We start from the raw sequence: 23,614 nt of genomic DNA, 5'->3' as shown, positions 1-23,614 counted from the left end.
TGTCCGGCTCGCGTTCAATGCAAAACCCCCGCCTGCGTGTGCAGGCGGGGGTTTTTTATCGGCTGTCAGGCGTGCTTACTTGCCCTGGGCAGCCAACGCCAGCGCGGCGGCGTTGACGACAGCAGCGATACGGCCGGCGTCGCGCAACTGTTCGGTCGACACGCCGTCGTTCTTCAGGTTTTCGTAGTGCGAAGCCACGCAGAAATGGCATTTGCCGATGATGGAGGCCACCAGCGCGAACAGCTCAAAGCGCTTCTTTTCCACGCCGCCATGGGTGGCGTAGGCATTCATGCGCAACTGGGCGGGCAGGCTCTTCAGATTGGCGTCGCCGGTCATTTCGACGTAGGGGTACCAGGTGTTGTTCATGCCCATCAGCGCGGAAGCGGTCAGCGCGGCATTGGCGTCACCTTCGGACAGACCGCTCTTGAAGGCTTCGACCAGCACCGGGCTGCGCGCGGCATAGGCGGCGGACAGGGCGGCGCCCACGGCATCTTCAGGAGCCAGGGTCGAGCGGGCAATCACGGCGTCCAGATTCAGGCGGATGTCCTTGGCCCAATCCGGGAGCTGTTCCTTAATGGTCGTAAGAAATTCCATAGTTTTTACCTATAATCTAGAGCAATTAAAGCCCAGCGCGGGGCCTGCGAACAGGCCCCTGGCCGGGCTGGAAATTACAGCGTAGCGCCGCCAACCGTACGGTTGCACGGGCACAGTTCGTCGGTTTGCAGACCGTCGAGCAGACGCAGAACTTCTTCCGGGTTACGGCCGACGTTCAGGTTGTTCACCGAAACGTGCTGGATCGTGTTGTCCGGGTCAACGATGAAGGTGGCGCGCAGAGCAACGCCAGCACCCTTTTCGCGGACGCCCAGTTGGTCGATCAGGGCACCGGTGGTGTCGCCGAATTGGTAGTGGCCCAGCTTGTTCAGGTCCGGATGCTCACGGCGCCATGCCAGCTTGACGAATTCGTTGTCGGTCGAGCCGCCCAGCAGGACGGCGTCGCGGTCTTCGAAATCCTTGGCCAGCTTGTTGAAGCCGACGATTTCGGTCGGGCACACAAACGTGAAGTCTTTCGGGTAGAAGTAGATCACCTTCCACTTGCCGGGGAACGAGCTTTCGGTGATGTCTTCAAACGCCGACACGCCATTTTCTTCGTGCTGGTTGAAGCCGGGCTTTACGCCGGTGACCTTGAAGGGCTCGAGTTTGTCGCCAACAGTTTTCATGTTTACTCCCAGTAGTTGTTGGGTGGAGATAAGGCAGTGCCTCAAACCATAAATTCTACGCTATGGATTATCGTTGTCTAATTGATAATTCCTAAATCTGGCTTTGGGCAACTCTATGCGTGCGGTCAATCCGCCGCCTTCTCGGGGCAGCATCCGCAGCGCTCCGCCAACGTGTTTGAGCAGGCGTTCGACGATGGCCAATCCCAAGCCCGCGCCGCTGACGCCAGTACGGGCTGCCTCGCCACGCGAGAAGGGCCGCAGCAGGCGGTCCACGTCTTCAGGCGCTATGCCTGGGCCACGGTCCGAGACTTCGATCACGATCATGCCGCCTTCAGCTTGCAGTGTCATGACCAAATGGGCCATGCCATCGCTGGAACGGCCATAACGGCGGGCGTTCTCGATCAGGTTGCTGACGACGCGCTTCAAGTCCAGCGCCGTGATCCGGGCGCGCAATCCTTGTTCCAGCGTCGCTTCCAGCTCGCCGCCCAGTGATGAGGTGTGGCTGCGTTCGCGTTCGTAGAGCTCGGCCAGTACCGCCGAGATATCGGTTGCCAATTGGGGCAGGGTGCCTGCTGGGCGGGCGTACTCCATCAACTGGCCGATACTGTGGTCGATTTGGCCCAAGTCTTCATCGATGGCCTGACGGGCATCTTCCGACACGCCGCTCAGTTCGATTTCCAGCCGCATGCGGGCAAGCGGCGTACGTAAATCGTGCGAAATCCCGGCCAGCATCAGCTCGCGATCGGCTTCGGCCTGTCTGAGATCTTTGGCCATGCGGTTGAAAGAGGCGTTCAGGTCGCGGATTTCAAGCGGCCCCTGTTCAGGCAGAGGCGCGGGCGTTTCACCCCGAGACAGCACCTGAGCCGCGCGCGCAAGCCGCGATAAGGGCCGGTTCACAAAGCCCACGCTGACCGCCGCCCCGACAAGGGAAAGCAGCAACGCCGTGGCGCCCCATCCCAGCCACTCGATCCCGCCAGTCAGTCCGATCTGCTCTCGCTCGAACACCAGCCAGTACAGATCTTTTTCAATCTGAAAGCTGACCCAGAAGCCGGGCACCTGGTTCACGCCCCAGGCAATCTGCGTTTCCGGGCCAAAGCGCGTGCGGATATGCTGGGCAACGCGTTGCCAGTAGTCGTCGTCGGGGAGGGCTTCGGCGAAGTCGGTGACTTCGCGCGGGTAGACCTGGATGCCTTCGTTGGTGGCCAGGTCCAGCAGGAGCTTGCTGCGTTCACCGTTATGCGAGTAGATCAGGGCCGTGCGCGTGATATTGACGGCCGTAATCACCCGCTGCGCCATTTGATTGGCGCGCGGTCCCAGCTCCATGCTGAAAAATACTTGTAGCCACGCACCCAGGCTGACGAGCATCAGCGCGGCGAGCAACAGGAACGTGCGGCCGAACAAGCCGAGCCGCAATCGTGATGTCAGGTTCCTGAATGTTCTGCGCAAGCGCGGCACGAGGCTGCGCTCCTGCCCGGGGCGGGCGAGCCGATCAGCTACCACCGTCCGGCACAAACACGTATCCAAGACCCCAAACGGTCTGGATGAACACGGGCTTGGACGGATTGGGTTCGATCAGTTTGCGCAGGCGCGAGATCTGGACGTCGAGGCTGCGATCGAAGGCTTCGTATTCGCGGCCGCGGGCCAGCTCCATGAGCTTGTCGCGCGACAGAGGGATCTTCGGATGGCGCGCAAATACCTTGAGCACCGAGAATTCACCCGTCGTGATGGGGACCTGTTCGCCGTTGCGCGTGAGCGTGCGGGTGGACAAGTTCAGCACATAGGGGCCGAAGGCGATGGATTCGTTTTCCTGGCTGGGAGCGCCAGGATGTTCCTCGGTACCGCGACGGCGCAGGATCGCGTTGATCCGTGCCAGCAGTTCCCGGGGGTTGAACGGTTTGGACAGGTAATCGTCCGCGCCCATTTCCAGGCCGACGATGCGGTCAATTTCTTCCGCTTTGGCCGTCAGCATGATGATGGGAGTGTTGTCGTGCCCACCGCGCAGCCGGCGGCAAATGGACAGGCCATCTTCTCCGGGCAGCATCAGATCCAGCACGAGCAGGTCAAAATGCTCGCGTTGCCAGAGTTTGCCCATCTCTTTGGCGTCTTCTGCAACGAAAACGTTGAATCCCTGTTCGGATAAATACCGACGCAGCAAATCGCGCAAGCGCGGATCATCGTCGACGACGAGGATTTTTCGGGTGGGGGTGGTGTTTTGCGTATTCATGGCCGGAAATGTAACAGTGACGAGAACCAGCGGCTAGTGGGCGTTCACAAGATATTACACATTGCGAACGATGGTTGAAATCCCCCTTACAACCGGGGGCGGAACCGCAGTATTTCGTACAATCTGCATCTATGGAACTAAACCTGCTGGCTTTGGAAACTTCTTCGTCCCGTTGCGGCGTGGCCCTTTTGCGGTCGGTTGATGGCCGTCTGGAGGTCAGCACCCGGGAGCACGAGGGGTCTCAAGAGCATGCGGAACGGCTGTTGCCAATGGCCAATGAGCTGCTGGCTGCTTCTGGGTTGACCCCCGCCGCGCTGCATGCCGTGGCGTTTGGCCAGGGCCCGGGCGGCTTCACGGGCCTGCGTGTGGCCTGCGGTGTCGCCCAGGGCATGGGCCTGGGGTTGGGAATTCCGGTACTACCCATTGTCTCGCATCTTGCCGTTGCTGCCCACGTGGCCGCAAGTATGAGCGGCACGCAGGACGCACCCGAAACTGTGGGGCCGTCTGACGCCATTGTGGTGGCGCTGGATGCGCGAATGAATGAAGTCTATCTGGCGGTTTATCGCCGGGCAGGCATGGCGGACGGTGAATCCGTTTGGGAAATCTTGCAGGCGCCGTTGCTGATTGCGGCGGCCGAAGTGGTGCCCTGGACCGCGCATCATCTGCCCTTGTGGTCGGCAGAAGCCGGTCAACCGCTAGGGGTGGTGCTGGCAGGCGACGCCTGGGATGCCTACGGCTCCGATATGGAGCACCCCGCCCAGTGGCGCCGGTCTCCCAATGCGCAGCGCCCCGAAGCCGCCAGTGTGGCGCTCCTGGCGCGTCAAGGCTGGTTGCGCGGTGAAGCGCTGCCGCCTGAGCAGGCTGCTCCCCTTTACGTGCGCGACAAAGTGGCCTTCACGACCGCCGAGCGTATGCGTGGCGAAGGTGGCAATCCCAAGGCGCAGCCGTCGCTGGCGCCTGCCGTTCCGCAGCCGCTGACCGAAGCTGATCTGGATGATGTTGTGGCGCTGGAAGCGCACGTGCAGGCGTTTCCCTGGACGCGCGGCAATTTCACCGATGCGATGACCTCGGGTTATGGCGCTTGGGTCTTGCGGCGCGAAGGCAAGCTGGCCGGGTTCTGCGTTGTGATGTTTGCGCCTGACGTGGCGCATCTGCTGGTGATCGCCGTTGCCAAGAGCCTGCATCGCCAAGGGCTGGGCGGCGTGCTGCTCGACTGGTGCGAACAACAGGCGCGTCAACGCGGCCTGGAAGGCGTGCTGCTGGAAGTGCGCCCGTCCAACACGTCCGCGGTCAGCTTCTACAAGCGGCATGGATATTTGCAGATTGGCGTGCGCCGGGGGTATTACCCGGCAGAGAAGGGCGGCCGGGAAGATGCGCTGGTCATGCAGAAGCGGTTTGAAGCGGCCGGCTCCGATGCGGTAGCAGGGGAGGGTGCATGAGTCTGCCCTCAACAGCTCCGGCGCCCGCCGCGCCGCGCGTCAATCCCCTGCAGCGCATCTGGCTGCGGGAGCTAGGCATGGAGCGGCTGTGGCTGCGGCCTGCGCCCGTTGCCGCTCGTGTTGCCGTGGATGCGCAAGCCGTTGTTTCCAAAACAGTTTTGCCGGTTGCTACATCGGTTCAAGCGGCACCGGTCGCAGAAGCCTCACCGCCGCCCGTGGCAACGGCCGCCGTGGCCGAGGTCCGGGCAGAATCCAGGTCCGAGGCTCCGGCAGCCCCTGCCTCGGGGCGGCAGGCAATACCCGCCTCAATCTTGACGCGCACCGGTCCGCCGCCGCGTCCCGAACCTAAGGTGGTCGCGGACGATACGGCTTCCGCGCCGCGTATTCCTGTGGCCGAAGCGGTCAAGAACGCCAATCTGGACGAATTGCGCGAACAGGTGGTGGCGTGCACGGCCTGCGGACTGTGCCAGGGCCGCCGCCACGCGGTTTTCGGGCAGGGCGCGACGCCTACCCGCTGGCTGGTCGTGGGCGAGGCCCCAGGCGAGCAAGAGGACCGCCAGGGTCATCCGTTTGTGGGGCGTTCAGGGCAGTTGCTGGATTCCATGCTGGCGGCGGTGGGCATGAGCCGCGAGAAAGACGTGTTCATCACGAACGTGATCAAGTGCCGTCCCCCGGGCAATCGCAACCCCAAGCCCGAGGAAATCGCCGCGTGCAGCCCGTACCTGATGCGGCAGATCGCGCTGCTCAAGCCCGAGCGCATTTTGGTGTTGGGCCGTTTTGCGGCGCAGACGCTGTTGGGCACGGATGCCACGATCGGCAACCTGCGCGGCCGGCTCCATTCTTTGAAGACGGAAGAGGGCACAGAGATTCCGGTGGTCGTGAGCTATCACCCGGCCTATCTGCTGCGCAGTCCATCCGAGAAGGCGCGCGCCTGGCAGGATCTGAAACTGGCGGCGCAGCAATAAAAAACCGGGCGATAGCCCGGTTTTTCGTTGGGAATCAAGCGCTTGAATTGATTCAGTGCGAGGAGTCCAGCGCGCGGCCGTGGCCTTCCTGGCCAATCTGGTCGAGCAGTTCGGGATTGGCCCGCAGGTTGCGCTTGCTCCAGCGGATGAACACCAGCATCAAAACAGCCACGACCGTGCCGAAAATCACGATGATGACGTTGATGGGCAATTGCAGCCACAGCAGCAGGGTGTACATCGCCACCATGAGCAGAATATTGAGCTGCTCGTTGAAGTTCTGCACGGCGATGGAATGGCCCGCCGACAGCAGCACGTGGCCGCGATGTTGCAGCAGCGCGTTCATGGGCACGACGAAGAATCCCGCCGAGGCGCCTGTCAGCAAAAGCAGCAGATAGACGCTCCACGGCTGGTAGACCAGCGGCATCATCAGCACGATCAAGCCCATCGCGGCGCCCATGGGCAGCACGGACAGCGCGCGCCGCAGCGGAATACGCCCCGCCAGGATCGACCCCACCACGGTGCCCAACGCAGCAACGCCCATCAGCATCGAGGCTTTGTCCAGCTGGTACCCCAGGTGGCTGCGGCCCCACTCGATCACAATCAGTTGCAAGGTCGCGCCTGCGCCCCAGAAGAGCGTGGTGACCGCCAATGTGATCTGGCCCAGCTTGTCTTTCCAGAGCACGCAGACATAACCCCAGAACGTCGTGACGAGCCGGATGGGGTTCTTTTGCTGCGGCGGATAGCGCACGTGGGTGCGCGGAATCAGCAGATTGCACAGCGCCGCCAGCAGATACACGAAGGCGATGACGAGAATTGCCGCTTCGGCCGGGGTGTGCACCAGGCTGCCAATGAAGGAGTGGTTCAGCAGGGCCGACGATACGGTGGAAGAGATGAGCAGCCCGCCCAGCACTGTGCCCAGGATGATGGAGAAGACCGTCAGTCCTTCGATCCAGCTATTGCCCTTGACCAGCATGTGGGGCGGCAGCATTTCGGTGACGATGCCGTATTTGGCGGGCGAGTAGGCGGCGGCGCCGATGCCGACGACAGCGTAGGCCGCGCACACCAGATAGGTTTGATATTCCGGAGCAACGCCAATGCTGGCGTAAGAGAACATCAGCAGACAGCCCGCCACTTTCAAGGCGTTGGTGGAGAACATTACCCGGCCCTTGGGGAAGGAGTCCGCCAGGGCGCCGACGAAGGCAGCCAGCACCACATAGGCCAGAGCAAAGGACCATTTCATCATGGGCGCCAGCCAATCAGGCCCGTGCAACTCCTGAATCAAGGCGATCGCAGCGATGAAGAGCGCATTGTCCGCCAATGATGAGAAGGCCTGCGCGGCCATGACCAGATAGAAACCACGTTTCAAGAATGTCCCCGTTCTTTGGCCGGAGGCCGGCCGGTCCGCGTGAAAATTATGTGTCGTGCCAAAAAGTGTCAGGGAGTATAGCCGGTGCTCCGGCGACAGCCATTGAGCGTTTGCCCGCGGCTTGACCTATGTTCACGTTTAGGGACAGACTGCCTGCGGTATCATACGACCCATATGTGAGCCGGCCCTTGATGGGCCGGTTTGCAATCTGTGCGGCAGGTCCGTTAACGCCTTTCGTTCAACCCACCCCGTCGTCATCGTACTGTGCGTCTCACTCAGCTAAAACTCGCCGGCTTCAAGTCCTTCGTTGACCCCACCGTGATCCCCGTGCCCAGCCAGCTGGTCGGCGTGGTGGGTCCCAATGGCTGCGGCAAATCGAACATCATCGATGCGGTGCGCTGGGTGCTGGGCGAGGCCAAAGCCTCCGAATTGCGCGGCGAATCCATGCAGGACGTCATTTTCAATGGCTCCGGCAACCGTAAGCCCGCCGCGCGGGCTTCGGTGGAAATGGTGTTCGACAACAGCGAAGGGCGTGCGGCCGGCCAATGGAGCACCTACGCCGAAATCGCGGTGCGCCGGGTTCTGACCCGGGACGGCACCAGCAGTTATTTCGTCAATAACCAGCAGGTTCGCCGCCGCGACATCCACGACATTTTCCTGGGCACCGGCCTGGGCGCGCGTGGGTACGCCATCATCGGGCAGGGCATGATCAACCGCCTGATCGAGGCGCGCCCCGAAGAATTGCGGGTGTTCCTGGAAGAAGCCGCTGGCGTGTCGCGCTACAAAGAGCGCCGCCGCGAAACCGAAAACCGCTTGTCCGACACGCGCGAGAACCTGACCCGCGTTGAAGACATTCTGCGTGAATTGAACAGCCAGCTGGAAAAACTGGAAGCGCAGGCCGAAGTGGCGACGCGCTACCGCGAGTTGCAGGCCGACGGCGAAAAGAAGCAGCATGCGCTGTGGTTCCTGAAGGAAACTGGCGCCCGCGAAGAGCGCGCCAAGAAGACCCAGGAAATGGCCGTGGCTCAGAACGAGCTGGAAGCCGCCATTGCCGGCCTGCGGGCCGGAGAAGCCGCGCTGGAATCCCGCCGTCAGGCCCATTACGCCGCAAGCGATGCGGTGCACACCGCCCAGGGCGCGCTGTACGAAGCCAATGCCCAGGTCAGCCGCCTGGAAGCCGAAATCCGCCACGTGGTGGACTCCCGCAACCGCCTGCAGTCCCGCCGCGACCAGCTCCAGCAGCAGATCGCCGAGTGGACCAGCCAGCGCGAGCACTGCACCGAACAAATTGCCCAGGCCGAAGACGATCTGGCCACTGCCGCCGCCCGCACTGAAGAAGCGCGCGCCACGGCGGAAGATGCGCAGGCGGGCCTGCCTTCAGTCGAGCAGCGAGTACGCGAAGCCGCGTCTGGCCGTGACGAAATGCGCGCAGCCCTGGCTCGCGTCGAGCAGAATCTGGCGCTGGTTGCCCAGACGCAGCGTGACGCCGACCGCCAAATGCAGACCCTGGAGCAGCGCCGCGAGCGCTTGCAGCAGGAACTGCGCGAATTGCATAGCCCCGACCCGGTGCGCCTGGAGCAGTTGGCTGGCGACCGCGTGGCGGGCGAAGATCAGTTGGAAGCCGCCCAGGAAGAACTGGCCGCGCTGGAAGGCCGGGTGCCGGAAGCCGATGCCGAGCGCAGCCGCGCCCAGGCCGCCGCCCAGACCGATGCCCAGAATCTGGCGCGCCTGGAAGCCCGTCTTTCCGCGCTGGTGAAGTTGCAGGAAGACGTGCAAAAGCAGGGCGCGCTGGAACCCTGGCTGGCCAAGCATGAGCTGACCGGGCTGTCGCGCCTGTGGCAAAAGCTGCATGTTGAACCGGGCTGGGAAACCGCGCTGGAATCCGCGCTGCGCGAACGCATGGCCTCGATGGAGGTGCGCAACCTGGACTGGGCCCGCGCCTTTGCCGAGGACGCGCCGCCCGCCCGCTTGGCGTTCTATCAGTTGCCAGTGGCGGCGCCGACGCCGCCCGCACCTGCCGGGCTGACGCCGCTGACCAGCCTGCTGCGCATTACTGACCCCGATCTGCGCACGTTGTTGAACGAATGGCTGGCGGGTGTTTACACCTCCACCGACGTGACCCAGGCGCTGGCCATGCGTGCCACCTTGCCCGCGGGCAGCGCCTGCGTGGTCAAGGCCGGGCATCTGATCGACGCGCATAGTGTCCGTTTCTACGCGCCCGACTCGGAACAGGCCGGCCTGTTGGCCCGTCAGCAGGAAATCGAAAACCTGCAACGCGAGATCAAGGCCCAGCAACTGATCGCTGATCAGGCGCGCGCCGCCGTTGCCCGCGCCGAGGCTGCCTGGCAGCAGGTTTCGCAAGCGATCACCCCGGCCCGTACCCGTGTGGCCGAGGTTACCCGCCGGGTGCACGACATCCAGCTGGAACATTCAAAGCTGCAACAGCAGGCCGAGCAGTCCGGCGAACGGGCGTCCCGTCTGCGCCAGGACCTGGAAGAAATCAAGGTTCACGAAGAAGACTTGCGCGCGACTCGCGAAGAGGCCGAAGCCCGCTTCGAGACCCTGGACGAGGAGCTGGCCGAACATCAATCCAAGTTCGCCGACGCCGAGATCGATGGCGAAACACTGGCCGCCCAGGCGGAGGCCGCCCGCACCCGCTTGCGTGAGTTGGAGCGCGCCGCCCAAGAGGCCGAGTTTGCCGAACGCGCTATTCAGGTCCGCATTACCGATCTGCAGCGCAACCAGCAATTGGCCGCTGACCAGAGCCAACGGGGTGCGGTTGAACTCGAGCAATTGATGGGCGATCTGGTCGAGCTGGACGCTTCGGCGTCGCAGGCTGGCCTGCAGGATGCGCTGGAAACGCGCGCTGAACGCGAAGAAGCGCTGTCTCGCGCGCGCCAGGAAATGGAAAACCTGTCCGCTTTGCTGCGCGGCGCCGACGAAGACCGGCAGACCCAAGAGCAGACGCTGGAACCGCGCCGTGCCCGCATCATGGAATTGCAGTTGCAGGAACAGGCGGCGCGTCTGGCCGAAGAGCAATTCACGGAACAACTGAACGCGCGCGAAGTCGACCGCGAGGCGCTAGCCCAATTCCTGTCGAACCAGCCAGAAGAATGGCGTCGCGCCAGCTGGCTGCAGCAAGAAGTGGGCCGCATTTCGCGTCAGATCGAATCCTTGGGTTCGGTCAACCTGGCGGCGCTGGATGAACTGAACACCTCGCGCGAACGCAAAGGCTTTCTGGATGCGCAAAACCAGGACTTGATGACCGCCATCGAGACCCTGGAAGACGCCATTCGCAAAATCGATCGCGAAACTCGCGAACTGTTGCAAGAGACGTTCAACGTCGTGAATGGTCACTTTGGCGAACTCTTCCCCAAATTGTTTGGCGGGGGCGAGGCCAAACTCAGCATGACCGGCGAAGAAATCCTGGATGCTGGCGTGCAGGTGATGGCGCAGCCGCCCGGCAAACGCAACAGCACCATCCACCTGCTGTCGGGCGGAGAAAAAGCGCTGACGGCAACCGCGCTGGTGTTCGCGCTATTCAAATTGAACCCCGCGCCGTTCTGCTTGCTGGACGAAGTGGATGCGCCGCTGGACGACGCCAATACGGAGCGTTACGCGAATCTTGTTGCCAGCATGAGCGAGCAGACGCAGTTCTTGTTCATCTCGCATAACAAGATCGCTATGCAGATGGCCAAGCAGCTGATCGGTGTAACCATGCAAGAGCAAGGGGTTTCGCGTATCGTTGCGGTAGATATTGATTCGGCCGTGCAAATGATGGCCTCCGAAGCGGCATAAACCCCATATTTAGAAAGGCGCCGCCCTCCTGGCGCGGGATTTACACATGAGTGATTTGCAGATCGGGCTGATAGCCCTGGGCGTCTTGCTGATACTGCTGGTGTTGGGATTCAACTGGTGGCAGGACCGGCGTGTCCGGCGCAAGATGCAAAGCCATTTCCCGGCCTCCGAGCAGGACCCGCTGCTGGGAGCGGGGGCGTCTGCCAGCGTCCCGGCCGCCGCTGCAGCGGTGTCCCGGCGCGAGCCCGGTATGGGTGGCGACGCGCCGCTTGCGCAGTCTGGCCAGCCGGCTCCGGTGGATGCGGGCAGTGACGCCGACGACGCCGAAGAGCCCGATCCCGCCTGCGAAGTCGTCATCGAAATCAACTTTGCCGAACCGGTGCGCGGCTCGGATTTGCTGCCTTACATGCAAAGCCTGCGTCACGTCGGCCGCAAGCCCATGCGCGTGTTTGCCGAGACCGACAAGCGTCGTCATCGTGCGCGCGTCCATGCCGGCGAAACCTATGCTTCCATGCAATTGGCCGTGTTGCTGGCCAATCGCAGCGGTCCGCTGACCGCGATCGAATGGTCGCAAGCCTGGGCCCGCGCCCAGGATATGGCTGAACGTTTTGACGCCACCATTGAAGGGCCGGATCAGCAAGCCGTGCTGGAGCAGGGCGCGCGCCTGGATGACACCTGCGCGGCCTTGGATACCCAAGTTGGCCTGACCCTGATGCTGGGCGCAGCCCAACCCGCCGCCGAGGTTCTGTCCGTGGCCCGGGATACGGGTTTTGTGGCCGACGGCAATCGTCTGGCCTGGCCTGCCGAGAACGGCGTGGCGCGTTTCACGCTGGCACGCGCTGATGGCGCTGCCTTTGACGCTGGCATGGGCGGGATCGAACGCCTGTACCTGTTGTTGGATGTGCCTTGCAGCCCGGCTGACAGCCGCGCTTTTGGCCGCATGGTGGATGTGGGCCGTGACTTGGCTGCTCGTCTGCGCGCCGAATTGGTTGACGATCAGGGCAAGCCGCTTGCTGATGGTTCGGAATCGGTCATCGACGAACGCCTGCAAGTGCTGTTCGGCCAGCTTGAACAAGCGGGTCTGCCCGCCGGTAGCGAGCGCGCTCAAAGGGTGTTTGCTTAATGAGCAGCGCGTCTGCGGGTGAAAATGCGGCCCAGGCCGCAGCGCGCTTGCGCGCCGAACTTGAACAGCACAACGTCCGCTACTACGTCTACGACGAACCGTCTGTCTCGGACGCCGAGTACGACGGGCTGATGCGCGAGCTCGAAGCCCTGGAGGCCGAGCATCCCGAACTCGTGACCCCGGAGTCGCCCACGCAACGCGTGGGTGCCGCTCCCGTGTCCGCTTTTGGCAGCGTGCGTCATGTGGTGCCCATGCTGTCGTTGAATAATGCATTCGACGAAGAAGAAGTGGTGGCATTTGACCGCCGCGTCACTGACACGCTGCGCGGCGCGGGCCTGCTGGGTCCGGCGCAGCAAGCCGATTATTTCTGTGAATTGAAGCTCGACGGCCTGGCGATCAGCTTGCGCTACGAGGACGGCCGTCTGGTGCAGGCGGCCACCCGGGGCGATGGCCAGACTGGCGAGGACGTCACGTCCAATATTCGCACCATCAAGGCCATTCCGTTGCAGCTCAAGGGCGCTGCGCCCAAGGTGCTGGAAGTGCGCGGAGAGGTGCTGATGAATCGCGCCGACTTCGAAAAGCTGAACGTGGCTCAGGCCAAGCGGGACGAGAAGGTGTTCGTCAATCCGCGCAATGCCGCTGCCGGCAGCCTGCGCCAGCTGGACCCGCGCATCACCGCCAAGCGGCCGTTGCGCTTCTTTGCCTATGGCTGGGGCGAGGTGCAGGGCCTGCCTGGCACGCAAAGCGGTTTGTTTGACGAAGCGTCGGCGGGCGCCGCCGAGGCGTCTGAGCTGCCGCAGAAATCGCATGGCGCCATGTTGGCCTGGCTGCACGAATTGGGCCTGCCGGTGAATCTGATGCACAACCATCGGGCAACCGGCGCCGAGGGCCTGATGGCGTTTTACGCCAAGGTTGGCGCTTTGCGCGCAACACTGCCCTACGACATCGACGGTGTGGTCTACAAGGTAGATTCGCTGCCGGCCCAAAAGGTGCTGGGATTTGTGGCGCGGGCGCCGCGTTTTGCGCTGGCGCATAAATTTGCCGCCGAAGAAGCCACCACGACTTTGCTGGATATCGAGGTGCAGGTGGGCCGCACCGGCGCCATCACGCCGGTGGCGCGCCTGAAACCGGTATTTGTGGGCGGCGTCACCGTTACCAACGCCACGCTGCACAACGAAGACGAGATTCGCCGCAAGGATGTGCGCGTCGGCGATACGGTCATTGTGCGGCGCGCTGGCGACGTGATTCCGGAAGTGCTGGCCCCGGTGCTGGAAAAACGCCCGGACGATGCTCGTGAGTTCGTGATGCCGACTGCCTGCCCGGTCTGCGGCTCCGCCATCGAACGCCTGGAAGACGAAACCATCGCGCGTTGCACAGGCGGCTTGTTCTGCGGCGCACAGCGCAAGCAGACCTTATGGCACGCCGCCAGCCGCAAGGCGCTTGATATTGAAGGCCTGGGCGAAAAGCTGGTGGACCAGTTGGTCGACAGCGGCCGCGTCAAGTCGTTGGCCGACCTGTATAGCCTGCGTCCGCTGGAATTGGTGGGTTTGGACCGCATGGGCCAGAAGTCTGCCGATAATCTGGTGGCTGCGATTGAAAAGGCGCGGTCTCCGGGCTTGGGTCGATTGCTGTTTGCATTGGGCATCCGTCACGTGGGCGAGACGACCGCGCGCGACGTTGCTCGCCACTTCGGCAGCATTGACGCGATCATGGACGCAGACGAGGATGCCTTGTCGTCGGTGCCCGATGTGGGCCCGGTGGTTGCGGCATCGATACGCCGTTTTTTTGCCGAACAGCACAATCGCGATGTGATCGAGCAGCTCAAGGCGCAAGGCGTCAATCCGGTGGCTGAAGCCGTCCCGCAAGGCACCACGCTGGCCGGCAAGACCTTCGTGCTGACCGGCACCTTGCCCAACTGGACGCGGGAAGAGGCTTCCATGCACATCCAGGCGGCAGGCGGCAAGGTCAGCGGCTCTGTGTCCAAGAAGACCGCTTATCTGGTCGCAGGCGAAGAGGCCGGCAGCAAGCTGACCAAGGCGCAGGAGCTGGGCGTGACCGTGCTGGATGAGGACGCGCTGAAGGCATTGCTGGGCATGTCCTGAGCCTGCTGCGGCCCGCAAGATAAAAGGTTGCACGCCTTAGGCGCGCAACCTTTTTTTTCGCGCTATCGCAGGCCGAGCAGTAAGAACGCCGCGCACAGACGAAAAAAAACTGCCCGCGATTGGCGGGCAGTTTCTGGTCTGGCGCAGGCTTACTGAATCTTGGCCTTTTCGCGCAGTTCTTTCTGGTAGTCGGCCAGGGTTTGCTGGCGCAGCATTTCTTCCAGTTGCGGACGCACTTGATCCAGCGGCGGGAATTCCACCGGGCGGGTGTCGTCAACCTGGATGATGTGCCAGCCGAATTGAGTCTGGACCGGCTTGTCGACCAGTTGCCCCTTCTTCAACTGCGTCACGGCTTGCGCGAACGGCTGTACGTAGTTGGTCGGAGGAGCCCAACCCAGATCGCCACCCTTTTCGGCGCTGCCGGGGTCCTTCGAGTTCTTCTTGGCCAGATCGTCGAACTTGTTCTTGTTGCTCTTGATCTGGGCCAGCAGGTCATTGGCCGTCTTCTCGTCTTCGACGAGGATGTGACGGACCTTGTATTCCATCTTGCCGGCTTGTTCCTTCTTGATCTTGTCGTATTCCGCCGTGACCTTGGCATCCGAAACCGGGTGCTTGGCCAGGTAATCGGCCATCAGGGCGCGGACCAGGATGCCTTGGCGGGCCAGTTCAACTTCAGTTTGAACGTCGGCCTGCTTGGCGATGCCGGTGGATTCAGCGGCTTGAACAAAGATCTGGCGGTTGATCATTTCTTGCTTGACCTGTTCGCGCAGTTGCGGCGAATCGGTCGCGCCTTGGCTGACCAGCAGCTTGACGAATTGATCCAGATTCTTTTGCGGGATGGCCTTGCCGTTAACGGTAGCCACATTCTGCGCAAAAGCAGGCACAGCGATGACGCAGGCCGCAGCCAGCATGACGATGCGTTTCATGAATATCCTTTTACTTTCTATTTGGGTGCCTGGGCATCTAGCGCAAGCGCATGAATCGGATAGGGGATCAAATCTTGCAAATGATGATACACCAGCCTATGTCGCGCCACGGCGGAGAGCCCTGCGAAACAGGGCGCCACAATGTGCACGCGATAATGGCCGGCGCCGTTTTTACTGCCTTCGTGGCCGGCATGCAAATGCGAGTCGTCCAGAATGTCCAGTTTGACGGGTTCCAGGGCGGCTAGCCGCTCCCGGATCAGGGTAATGCGATCGGTGGTGTCTGACATGGCGGCAAAGTAAAAGTTCCAGCGCGCCCGCGGGGAAGGCAAGCGCGCCGATAAACGCCATCTGGCGGATCAGGGCTGCCCAGGCGGGGTGCCAGAGCTGCTATTTTCTTCGGTCTGGATGTGTTTGCCCAGCCAAAAAGACTGACCGATCACAAAAACCACCATCAGGCCCATCAGGCCAAATGCCTTGAAGCTGACCCACTGCGACTCGGTGAAATGCCCGGAAAACGCCACATACAGATTCAGCGCGCCAGCAATCAGGAAGAATGCCGCCCACACCATATTCAGCTTGTCCCAAGCCGTATCCGGCAGCTGAACCTGCTTTTCCATCAGGCGGCGGATCAGGTTGCGGCCGAACAGCAGGCGGGCAAACACCAGCGCGCCGCCGAACATCCAGTACAGCACGGTGGGCTTCCACTTGATGAAGACATCGCTGTGCAGCCAGATGGTGGCGCCGCCGAACACCAGGATGACCGTCAGGTTGATCCAGTGCATGGCCTCGGTGGCGCGTCCCGTCGCTTTCAGCCACACAATTTGCAGCACAGCCGCCGCCATCGCGACGCCCGTGGCAATGTAGATGTCCGTGTACCGGTAGGCAATGAAGAACAGGAACAGCGGAAACAGGTCGAACAGAAACTTCTTCATTCAGTCTTCTATGGGTTCAAACGTCATCGACAGGGAATTGATGCAGTAGCGCAGGCCTGTGGGTTCGGGGCCGTCCGGGAAGACGTGGCCCAGGTGCGAGTCACAGACATTGCACAGCACTTCGGTGCGCACCATGCCGTGGGTCACGTCGCGCTCTTCGCGCACCAATTCCGGGTCCAGCGCCTGGAAGTAGCTGGGCCAGCCGCAGCCGGCGTCGAATTTGGTGTCGGATGCGAACAAAGCGGTGCCACAGCCCACGCAGCGGTAGATGCCGGGCGTAGTCGTATTCCAATAACGCCCGGTGAACGCGCGTTCGGTACCCTTTTCACGGGTGACCACGTATTCTTCCGGGGAAAGCTGGGCGCGCCATTCGGCGTCGGTTTTACGTACTTTTTCCATATGAGCTCTTGGAGTCCCGATGCCCGAAATGGTTCGGGCATAATCCCGCCCCATGTTAATCGAGTTTGACCAGGCGGTAGTGTCCACGCCCCAGGCGGAAGTGTTGCGCGGGGTGAGCGTAACCCTGGCCGAACGCCGCATCGGCATCGTCGGCCCCAATGGCGCCGGCAAGAGCACGCTGGCGCGCTTGATCAACGGATTGGTGCTGCCCTCGTCGGGGAGTGTGCGGGTGGACGGGCTGGATACCCGGCAGGATCTGAAGGCCGTGCGTCGGCGTGTTGGCTTCGTGTTCCAGAACCCCGAAAACCAGATTGTCTTTCCCATCGTGCGCGAAGACCTGGCGTTTGGGCTGAAGCATCTGGAACCGAATAAAGCGCAGCGCGAAACCCGCATTGAGGCTCAACTGGGCAGTTTGGGCGTGGGCCACCTGGCCGACCGGACGAGCCACACGCTGTCGGGCGGTGAACGGCAATTAGTGGCGCTGGCTGCCGTGCTGGTCATGGAGCCTGCCTTGATCGTCTTTGACGAACCGACGACCCAGCTGGATTTACGCAACCGCAACCGCGTGCGTGCGTCGATTGCCGGGCTGGCCCATGACGCCATCGTGGTCAGCCACGACCTGGAGCTGCTGGAAGATTTCGACCGTGTATTGGTCGTGCGCGACGGCATGATTGCGGCCGACGACAACCCGGCAGCCGCGCTGCGCTGGTATCGGGAGCATTGCGCATGATTGAGCCGCTCTACGTCGCGGGACATACCCCGTTGCACCGGGTGCCCGCCTGGCTGAAGCTGCTGGCTTTGATGGCGGCGGGTGCGGGGCTGTTCCTGTTGCATGATCCGAGCTTGCTGGCCCTGGCGTTTGCCGTGGCGGCGCTGCTGGTCTGGTCGACGGGCGTCGCCGCGGGTGCCGTCTGGCGCCAACTGCGGGGACTCTTCTGGGTGCTGCTGGCGGTGGGGCTGTTCACGGGCTGGTTTCAGGGTTGGATCGAGGCGCTGGCGGTATTGCTGCGTATTGGGGCGATGGTAGGGCTGGCGCTGGCCGTCACGCTGGCGACCCGCACGTCAGACCTGATCGATGTCTGCGAGCGCGCACTGATGCCGTTTGAACGGCTCGGCCTGGTGGATGCGGGCAAGGTGGCGCTGGCGTTGGCATTGGCCTTGCGCTTCGTGCCTGAGATCTGGCGCAATTTTCAGGAAATCCGTGAAGCGCAGGCGGCGCGCGGATTGGGCGCCAATCCCATCGCTTTGATCGTGCCCCTGATCGTGCTGACCTTGAAGCGGGCGCAGGAAGTCGCCGAAGCCATCGACGCGCGCAGCCCCTGACGGCGGCGCGCCCAGTCTTAATCCGTGTAGGGGAAAACCGTGAAATCCAACAATACCGTATTGATTGCGCTCTTCGCGGCGTTGATTGTCGTCCTGAGCCTGATGCCGCCGATTCCATTGCCGGGCATCCCTGTGCCGATCACGTTGCAGACGCTGGGCGCCATGCTGGCCGGCGCGATGTTGGGGCCAGTGCGGGGCGCGCTTGCCTGCCTGCTGTATCTGGCTCTGGCAGCAATTGGACTGCCGGTATTGCCGGGCGGCCGTGGCGGGCTGGGCGCGTTCGTCGGTCCGACGGGCGGATTCCTGGTGGGACTGGTGGTGGGAGCCTTTGTCACGGGTTGGCTGGCACGGCTGTTGGCGGGCCGCGCGACCGGCGCCTGGACCCGGGTGGCGGGGTATCTGGCCGCGTGCATCGTGGGCGGTATTGTCGTCGTGTATGCCTTTGGCGTGCCTTGGCTGGCCACGGTGACCAAGATGGGGTTTTCCAAAGCGGCGATGGCAGTAGCGGTGTTTTTGCCCGGCGACTTGGTCAAGGCGGTGCTGGCCGCCTGGGTCGCGTCGCGTGTGGAGCGCGTTTGGCCGATGCTGGGACGGTAATTGCCGCCCTGGTCCGAGGGAATCCCCCTACTGACGTACCGAAAGTTTTTCTAGTACAAGTTCGCCATTAACGAATGCGTTTGCTAAACCAGGGTTTCCGTAGCACATCAGGGATTTACCGTATTTGCGCGACGTCATTTGATACTGTTTTAACCATATAATATTTTTTTCTGTATAACTTTAACTAGGCTCGCTTCGCCTCGCTCGAGGCACATAAGAGCCACCACAGGAGACAAAAAATATGCGCAAGCACTTCGGCTTGTCCGCGGCCGCTGCCGCCGTAGCCCTGACTCTGCCGCTCCTGGCGAGCGCACAGGTCAAGGTGGGCGTGACGGTGTCCAGCACCGGCCCCGCCGCATCGCTGGGTATCCCCGAGCGTAATACCGTGGCGTTGCTCCCTAAAGAAGTGGCCGGCCAGAAGATCGAATGGATCGTTCTGGATGACGCCACCGACACGACGCAAGCCGTCAAGAACTCGCGCAAGCTGGCCTCTGACGACAAGGTCGATGTGCTGATCGGCACGTCCGTGACGCCGGGTTCGCTGGCCATGGTGGACGTGGCTGCCGAAGCCAAGGTGCCGATGATCAGCGTGGCGGCAAGCGCCAAGATCGTGGAACCCGTGGACGACAAGCGCCGCTGGGTTTTCAAGACCCCGCAGAACGACGCGCTGATGGCCGGCGCCCTGGCTGACGCCATGGCCAAGTCCAAGGTCAAGACCCTGGGCTTCATCGGCTTTGCCGACGCCTACGGCGACGGTTGGCTGGACGTGATGCAAAAGGCCGCCAAGGCCAAGGGCATTGAAATCGTCGCTATCGAAAAATACAGCCGCACCGACACCAGCGTGACGGGCCAGGTCTTGAAGCTGGTCGGCGCAAAGCCGGACGCCATCTTGATCGCTGGCGCGGGCACCCCGTCGGCACTGCCGCAAAAGGAACTGAAGGCCCGCAACTACGGCGGCACCATCTACCAAACCCACGGCGCCGCCAACAACGACGTGCTGCGTGTGTGCGGCAAGGATTGCGACGGCATGTACCTGCCGGCCGGTCCTCTGCTGGTCGCGGCGCAACTGCCTGACAGCAACCCGGTCAAGAAGTCGGCGCTGGCCTACGTGGAAACGTACGAAAAAGCCAACGGCGCGGGTTCCACCAACACGTTCGGCGGCCACATGTGGGATGCCGGTCAATTGGTGGTTGCAGCTTTGCCCGTGGCGCTGAAGACGGGCGCCAAGCCCGGCACGCCGGAATTCCGCGCCGCCATGCGCGATGCGCTGGAAGGCGTGAAGGATCTGGCCGCGTCGCAAGGCGTGTTCAACATGTCGCCTACCGACCACGCTGGCTTTGACGAGCGTTCGCGCGTCATCGTCAAGGTCGAAGGCGGCAAGTGGGTTTATCAGCCCGGTCTGTAATTCCCCCCGGATTGCCCGATCCACGGGTGCACCGCGCGGGGCGGCGCCAGTTTCTGGCGACCGCCTTGCGGCACCCGAGCAATGCTTCGCACCGGCCTAGCCGGCCGGTGTGTCGTATCAGCAAGAAATCACAAGGTAGTTGTTAGATGGATTCCTCAATTGCGCTGATCCTGCTGCAAGACGGTGTCGTCAACGGTGCTATCTATGCCCTTCTGGGTATGGCTCTGGTGCTGGTTTTCGCCGTTACGCGCGTCATTTTCATTCCCCAAGGTGAGTTCGTGGCGTTTGGCGCCCTGACCTTGGCCATGCTGGTGGATGGCAAGGTGCCTGGCACTGCCTATCTGCTGCCGCTCTTGGGCGCCGTATGCCTGGTGCTTGAGCTGTTGCGCGCCGTGCGCAATCGCAGCGCCGCCGGCCTTCCCAAGACGCTAGTCACCTGTGTTGTGTTGCCGCTGGCGCTGTTCTGGCTGACCAAGAGCTACACCGCACCCGACAACTCGCTGTGGCTGAACATGCTGCTGACGTTGTTGCTGGTGATTCCGATGGGTCCGATGGTCTATCGCATCGTCTATCAGCCGCTGGCCGAAGCCACCGTGCTGGTCCTGCTGATCGTTTCCGTGGCCGTGCACTTTGCGCTGATGGGGCTGGCACTGGTGTTTTTTGGCGCGGAAGGCTGGCGCACGCCGGCGTTCGTCAGCGGCCAGGTGGATCTGGGCTTCATGGTCTGGTCCGCGCAAAGCCTGTTTGTGGTGGCGACCTGCGCGCTGCTGATCGTGGCCTTGTGGTTGTTCTTCGGCAAGACGCTGTATGGCCGCGCATTGCGCGCCACCGCCGTCAACCGCCGCGGCGCGCGTCTGGTGGGCATCAGCACGACCATGTCGGGCAGCTTGACGTTCACGCTGGCCGTGGGTATCGGCGCCATGTCCGGCATGCTGATTGCGCCCATCACCACCGTCTACTACGACACGGGTTTCCTGATCGGCTTGAAGGGCTTTGTGGGCGCCATTATCGGCGGCCTGGCCAGCTACCCCATCGCCGCGGCGGGTTCGCTGCTGGTTGGCGTGCTGGAATCCTTCTCGTCCTTCTGGGCCAGCGCCTATAAGGAAGTGATTGTCTTTACCCTGATTATCCCGGTTCTGGTCTGGCGTTCGTTCAGCACCCATCACGTGGACGAAGAGGAATAAACGTCATGAACCGCATTTTGCTTGCCGTATTCATCGTCGTCCTGGCGGGCCTGCCATTAGTGCCGGTCACGCCGGAATTCTGGGTGACGCAACTCAATTACATCGGTCTGGCCAGCTTGGTTGTGCTGGGGCTGGTGCTGCTGACTGGCGTGGGTGGCTTGACGTCATTCGGCCAGGCGGCGTTCGTCGGCCTGGGCGCATATACCACCGCTTTTCTGACCACGCAGTACGACGTATCGCCCTGGCTGGCGTTGCCTGTCGGCCTGATCATCACCGCCGTTGTGGCTTATCTGCTTGGCGCGATCACGTTGCGCCTGTCGGGCCACTATTTGCCCTTGGGCACGATTGCCTGGAGCCTGTCGCTGTATTTCCTGTTCGGCAATATCGACATGCTGGGCAAGCATGACGGCATTGCCGGCATCGAACCCCTCAGCATCTTCGGCATCTCGCTGGCCAGCGGCCGCCACATCTATTACCTGATCTGGGTATTCGTATTGTTGGCGCTGTGGGCGACCCGAAACCTGCTGAACTCGCGTCCTGGCCGCGCTATCCGCGCGCTGAAAAGCGGCGCCGGCATGGCTGAATCCATGGGCGTGAACACCGCTGCATACAAGGTCGTGATCTTTGTCTGGGCCGCGTTGCTGGCTTGCATTTCGGGCTGGTTGTACGCCCACATGCAGCGCGCCGTCAGCCCCAGCCCCTTCGGCTTGAACTACGGTATTGAATACCTGTTCATGGCGGTGGTCGGCGGCGCGGGTTACGTGTGGGGCGCCTTGCTGGGCTCCAGCGTGATCCTGGTGCTGAAGGATCAACTGCAAAACCTGTTGCCCAAGCTGCTGGACACGAACGCCAACTTCGAGATGATCGTCTTCGGCGTGCTGTTGATCCTGATGCTGCAATATGCCCGCAACGGCCTGTGGCCGATCCTGTCGGGCTGGTGGGGCAGCATCACGGGCGCTGATGGTTCGCGCCGCAATCTGGCGCCTCCCGCACCGGCGCCGGCCTTGCCAACGCGCCAGCGTCCGCAGCCGGGTCAGGTGGTGTTGGAAGTGGATGCGATCCGCAAGGAATTCGGCGGTCTGGTGGCCGTGAATGACATCACCTTCAAAGTGCGCTCGGGCGAAATCATGGGCCTGATCGGCCCGAACGGCGCGGGCAAAAGCACGACCTTCAACCTGATCAGCGGCGTGCTGCCGGTCACGCGTGGCAAGGTCACGTTCATGGACCAGCGCATCGACAACCGTTCGGCGCGTGAAATCGCCAAGCTGGGTGTGGGCCGTACCTTCCAGCACGTGCAATTGCTGCCTGGAATGTCCGTGCTGGAAAACGTGGCTTTGGGTGCGCACTTGCGCTCTGATGTGGGCGTTTGGGCGGGGGCGTTGCACGCTGACCGCGCGCGTGAAGCGCAGTTGCTGCACGAGGCCGCCGAGCAGGTCAAACGTGTGGGCCTGGGCGAATACCTGTATGAACAGGCGGGCAACCTGGCGCTGGGCCAGCAACGTATTCTGGAAATCGCGCGGGCGCTTGCCGCCGATCCTGTGTTGCTGCTGCTGGATGAGCCGGCCGCTGGCCTGCGCTACAAGGAAAAGCAGGATCTGGCACGCGTGCTGGAACAACTGCGCGCGGAAGGCATGAGCATTCTGCTTGTCGAACACGATATGGATTTTGTGATGCGCCTGACCAACCACCTCGTGGTGATGGATTTCGGCACCAAGCTGGCCGAAGGTGTGCCGGCCGACGTGCAAAAGAACCCGGCGGTGCTGGAAGCCTATCTGGGCGGCATCGACGACGACCTGCCCGAAGCGGATCAGGCCAAGCCCGTGTCGGCAGGAGGTGTGTGATGAGCGCGACGCAACCCCCCGTACTTGAAGTCACCAATCTGTCGGCCCGCTATGGCAAGGTCGGCGCATTGGTGGGTGCCACGCTGACCGTCCCCGCTGGCAGTATCGTGACCGTGATCGGCGCGAATGGCGCGGGCAAGTCCACCATGCTGAACGCCGTGATGGGTTCGCTGCCGCAAACCGGCCATGCGGCCGGCAATGTGCAATATGCGGGCACCGATGTGTCCAGCTGGCAGGTCGAGCGCCGCGTGGCGGCCGGCATGTCGCTGGTGCCGGAACGACGCGAACTCTTCGGCACGATGTCCGTGGAAGATAACCTGCTGCTGGGAGGCTTTCGCCGCTATCGTGCCCGTGAAAGCGGCTGGCGCGATACCCTGAACGAAGTGTTCGATCTGTTCCCGCGTCTGCGTGAGCGGCGTGCGCAACACGCTGGCACCTTGTCCGGCGGTGAACGGCAAATGCTTGCCGTCGGCCGCGCGCTGATGGCCAAGCCTACCTTGCTGATGCTGGATGAGCCCAGCCTGGGCCTGGCGCCGCGGATTGTGCGCGAGATCTTCCACATCATCGCGCGTCTGCGCGAGACCGGCGTGGCGATCTTGCTGGTCGAACAAAATGCCCGCGCGGCGCTGCAAGTGGCCGACTACGGTTATGTGCTGGAAACCGGCGAAGTCATTTTGCACGGTCCGGCACGCGAGCTGGCTGGCGACCCCAAGGTCATCGAAAGCTATCTGGGTTTGGGCAAGGGCGCGGAGCAGGCCTGACCGGCTGCGCTT

21 protein-coding genes are annotated in these 23,614 nt (G+C 62.5%); 12 read left to right on the top strand and 9 right to left on the bottom strand.

The genetic code is table 11. The annotated features are described in order from the left end of the window. Positions 1-75: 75 nt before the first annotated feature. From RAS12_RS15615 to risA, 4 genes are all read right to left on the bottom strand, one after another. The gene (locus RAS12_RS15615; protein WP_100857370.1) at positions 76-594 is read right to left on the bottom strand and encodes a carboxymuconolactone decarboxylase family protein; all 519 of its coding nucleotides are present in this window, start codon (positions 592-594) and stop codon (positions 76-78) included. 74 nt (positions 595-668) lie between these two features. Continuing rightward, positions 669-1,217: a peroxiredoxin gene (locus RAS12_RS15610; protein ID WP_006217982.1), complete on the bottom strand. Its 549-nt coding sequence runs from the start codon at positions 1,215-1,217 to the stop codon at positions 669-671. A 60-nt stretch (positions 1,218-1,277) separates the two neighbouring features. Beyond that, a complete protein-coding gene (risS, locus tag RAS12_RS15605) occupies positions 1,278-2,672 on the bottom strand; it encodes a sensor histidine kinase RisS (RefSeq protein ID WP_306936849.1) in 1,395 nt (464 codons plus the stop codon). Between the two features lie 34 nt (positions 2,673-2,706). Continuing rightward, positions 2,707-3,441: a response regulator transcription factor RisA gene (risA, locus tag RAS12_RS15600; RefSeq protein WP_003813882.1), complete on the bottom strand. Its 735-nt coding sequence runs from the start codon at positions 3,439-3,441 to the stop codon at positions 2,707-2,709. 131 nt (positions 3,442-3,572) lie between these two features. On the opposite strand from risA, the gene tsaB reads away from it, so the two are divergent. Both tsaB and RAS12_RS15590 read left to right on the top strand, forming a co-directional pair. Next, positions 3,573-4,880, top strand: a complete 1,308-nt coding sequence (tsaB, locus tag RAS12_RS15595) for a tRNA (adenosine(37)-N6)-threonylcarbamoyltransferase complex dimerization subunit type 1 TsaB (RefSeq protein WP_306935628.1) — start codon at positions 3,573-3,575, stop codon at positions 4,878-4,880. Then, positions 4,877-5,845 (top strand): uracil-DNA glycosylase, encoded by a 969-nt coding sequence (locus RAS12_RS15590; protein WP_306935626.1) that lies wholly within the window; start codon positions 4,877-4,879, stop codon positions 5,843-5,845. The genes tsaB and RAS12_RS15590 overlap by 4 nt, the downstream gene beginning before the upstream one ends. A gap of 52 nt (positions 5,846-5,897) precedes the next feature. On the opposite strand, the gene lplT is transcribed toward RAS12_RS15590, so the two are convergent. Further along, positions 5,898-7,211 carry a lysophospholipid transporter LplT gene (lplT, locus tag RAS12_RS15585; RefSeq protein WP_306935625.1) on the bottom strand — a complete coding sequence of 438 codons (1,314 nt, stop codon included), beginning with the start codon at positions 7,209-7,211 and terminating at the stop codon, positions 5,898-5,900. Positions 7,212-7,475: 264 nt separating this feature from the next. Here lplT and smc point away from each other — a divergent pair, with 264 nt between their 5' ends. The 3 genes from smc to ligA are packed head-to-tail and all read left to right on the top strand — an operon-like array spanning position 7,476 to position 14,234. Then, complete coding sequence (smc, locus tag RAS12_RS15580) at positions 7,476-11,009, top strand: chromosome segregation protein SMC (protein WP_306935624.1); 3,534 nt, start codon at positions 7,476-7,478, stop codon at positions 11,007-11,009. Between the two features lie 46 nt (positions 11,010-11,055). Then, on the top strand, positions 11,056-12,132 hold the full coding sequence (locus RAS12_RS15575; RefSeq protein ID WP_306935622.1) for a cell division protein ZipA C-terminal FtsZ-binding domain-containing protein: 1,077 nt from the start codon (positions 11,056-11,058) through the stop codon (positions 12,130-12,132). Then, on the top strand, positions 12,132-14,234 hold the full coding sequence (gene ligA / locus RAS12_RS15570) for an NAD-dependent DNA ligase LigA (protein ID WP_306935620.1): 2,103 nt from the start codon (positions 12,132-12,134) through the stop codon (positions 14,232-14,234). The genes RAS12_RS15575 and ligA overlap by 1 nt, the downstream gene beginning before the upstream one ends. Positions 14,235-14,383: 149 nt before the next feature. Here the strand turns inward: ligA and RAS12_RS15565 are convergent, their stop codons facing one another. The 4 genes from RAS12_RS15565 to msrB all read right to left on the bottom strand — a co-directional run bounded on the left by RAS12_RS15565 (position 14,384) and on the right by msrB (position 16,491). After that, positions 14,384-15,160 (bottom strand): peptidylprolyl isomerase, encoded by a 777-nt coding sequence (locus RAS12_RS15565; RefSeq protein WP_306935618.1) that lies wholly within the window; start codon positions 15,158-15,160, stop codon positions 14,384-14,386. Positions 15,161-15,177: 17 nt separating this feature from the next. Beyond that, positions 15,178-15,447, bottom strand: coding sequence for a BolA family protein (locus tag RAS12_RS15560; protein WP_306935617.1), 270 nt, complete (start codon positions 15,445-15,447; stop codon positions 15,178-15,180). A 69-nt stretch (positions 15,448-15,516) separates the two neighbouring features. After that, entirely contained in the window at positions 15,517-16,092 is a 576-nt protein-coding gene (locus RAS12_RS15555; RefSeq protein WP_306935615.1) for a septation protein A, read from the bottom strand. Continuing rightward, complete coding sequence (gene msrB / locus RAS12_RS15550) at positions 16,093-16,491, bottom strand: peptide-methionine (R)-S-oxide reductase MsrB (RefSeq protein ID WP_306935613.1); 399 nt, start codon at positions 16,489-16,491, stop codon at positions 16,093-16,095. Between the two features lie 52 nt (positions 16,492-16,543). Between msrB and RAS12_RS15545 the strand changes: the two genes are divergently transcribed. From RAS12_RS15545 to RAS12_RS15515, 7 genes are all read left to right on the top strand, one after another. Then, complete coding sequence (locus RAS12_RS15545) at positions 16,544-17,221, top strand: energy-coupling factor ABC transporter ATP-binding protein (protein WP_306935611.1); 678 nt, start codon at positions 16,544-16,546, stop codon at positions 17,219-17,221. After that, complete coding sequence (locus tag RAS12_RS15540) at positions 17,218-17,814, top strand: energy-coupling factor transporter transmembrane component T family protein (RefSeq protein ID WP_306935609.1); 597 nt, start codon at positions 17,218-17,220, stop codon at positions 17,812-17,814. The genes RAS12_RS15545 and RAS12_RS15540 overlap by 4 nt, the downstream gene beginning before the upstream one ends. Before the next feature lie 39 nt (positions 17,815-17,853). Continuing rightward, positions 17,854-18,411, top strand: coding sequence for a biotin transporter BioY (locus RAS12_RS15535; RefSeq protein ID WP_306935608.1), 558 nt, complete (start codon positions 17,854-17,856; stop codon positions 18,409-18,411). A gap of 241 nt (positions 18,412-18,652) precedes the next feature. Beyond that, a complete protein-coding gene (locus RAS12_RS15530) occupies positions 18,653-19,816 on the top strand; it encodes an ABC transporter substrate-binding protein (RefSeq protein WP_306935606.1) in 1,164 nt (387 codons plus the stop codon). 146 nt (positions 19,817-19,962) lie between these two features. Further along, positions 19,963-21,000 carry a branched-chain amino acid ABC transporter permease gene (locus RAS12_RS15525; RefSeq protein ID WP_306935605.1) on the top strand — a complete coding sequence of 346 codons (1,038 nt, stop codon included), beginning with the start codon at positions 19,963-19,965 and terminating at the stop codon, positions 20,998-21,000. Between the two features lie 5 nt (positions 21,001-21,005). Further along, positions 21,006-22,841, top strand: a complete 1,836-nt coding sequence (locus tag RAS12_RS15520; protein WP_306935603.1) for a branched-chain amino acid ABC transporter ATP-binding protein/permease — start codon at positions 21,006-21,008, stop codon at positions 22,839-22,841. Next, positions 22,841-23,602 (top strand): ABC transporter ATP-binding protein, encoded by a 762-nt coding sequence (locus RAS12_RS15515; RefSeq protein WP_306935601.1) that lies wholly within the window; start codon positions 22,841-22,843, stop codon positions 23,600-23,602. The genes RAS12_RS15520 and RAS12_RS15515 overlap by 1 nt, the downstream gene beginning before the upstream one ends. The last annotated feature ends 12 nt before the right edge of the window (positions 23,603-23,614 follow it).

Origin of the sequence: Achromobacter seleniivolatilans (assembly GCF_030864005.1) — a bacterium.
Taxonomy (GTDB): Bacteria; Pseudomonadota; Gammaproteobacteria; order Burkholderiales; family Burkholderiaceae_B; genus Achromobacter; species Achromobacter seleniivolatilans.
Note: the sequence above shows the minus strand (reverse complement) of the source record. Positions and strands in the feature narration are given on the sequence as shown.

Coding starts and splice junctions, on each gene's coding strand:
- RAS12_RS15615 (WP_100857370.1), bottom strand. CDS start 594: ATGGAATTTCTTACGACCATTAAGGAACAGCTCCCGGATTGGGCCAAG.
- RAS12_RS15610 (WP_006217982.1), bottom strand. CDS start 1,217: ATGAAAACTGTTGGCGACAAACTCGAGCCCTTCAAGGTCACCGGCGTA.
- risA (WP_003813882.1), bottom strand. CDS start 3,441: ATGAATACGCAAAACACCACCCCCACCCGAAAAATCCTCGTCGTCGAC.
- tsaB (WP_306935628.1), top strand. CDS start 3,573: ATGGAACTAAACCTGCTGGCTTTGGAAACTTCTTCGTCCCGTTGCGGC.
- RAS12_RS15590 (WP_306935626.1), top strand. CDS start 4,877: ATGAGTCTGCCCTCAACAGCTCCGGCGCCCGCCGCGCCGCGCGTCAAT.
- RAS12_RS15575 (WP_306935622.1), top strand. CDS start 11,056: ATGAGTGATTTGCAGATCGGGCTGATAGCCCTGGGCGTCTTGCTGATA.
- ligA (WP_306935620.1), top strand. CDS start 12,132: ATGAGCAGCGCGTCTGCGGGTGAAAATGCGGCCCAGGCCGCAGCGCGC.
- RAS12_RS15565 (WP_306935618.1), bottom strand. CDS start 15,160: ATGAAACGCATCGTCATGCTGGCTGCGGCCTGCGTCATCGCTGTGCCT.
- RAS12_RS15560 (WP_306935617.1), bottom strand. CDS start 15,447: ATGTCAGACACCACCGATCGCATTACCCTGATCCGGGAGCGGCTAGCC.
- RAS12_RS15555 (WP_306935615.1), bottom strand. CDS start 16,092: ATGAAGAAGTTTCTGTTCGACCTGTTTCCGCTGTTCCTGTTCTTCATT.
- msrB (WP_306935613.1), bottom strand. CDS start 16,491: ATGGAAAAAGTACGTAAAACCGACGCCGAATGGCGCGCCCAGCTTTCC.
- RAS12_RS15545 (WP_306935611.1), top strand. CDS start 16,544: ATGTTAATCGAGTTTGACCAGGCGGTAGTGTCCACGCCCCAGGCGGAA.
- RAS12_RS15540 (WP_306935609.1), top strand. CDS start 17,218: ATGATTGAGCCGCTCTACGTCGCGGGACATACCCCGTTGCACCGGGTG.
- RAS12_RS15530 (WP_306935606.1), top strand. CDS start 18,653: ATGCGCAAGCACTTCGGCTTGTCCGCGGCCGCTGCCGCCGTAGCCCTG.
- RAS12_RS15525 (WP_306935605.1), top strand. CDS start 19,963: ATGGATTCCTCAATTGCGCTGATCCTGCTGCAAGACGGTGTCGTCAAC.
- RAS12_RS15520 (WP_306935603.1), top strand. CDS start 21,006: ATGAACCGCATTTTGCTTGCCGTATTCATCGTCGTCCTGGCGGGCCTG.
- RAS12_RS15515 (WP_306935601.1), top strand. CDS start 22,841: ATGAGCGCGACGCAACCCCCCGTACTTGAAGTCACCAATCTGTCGGCC.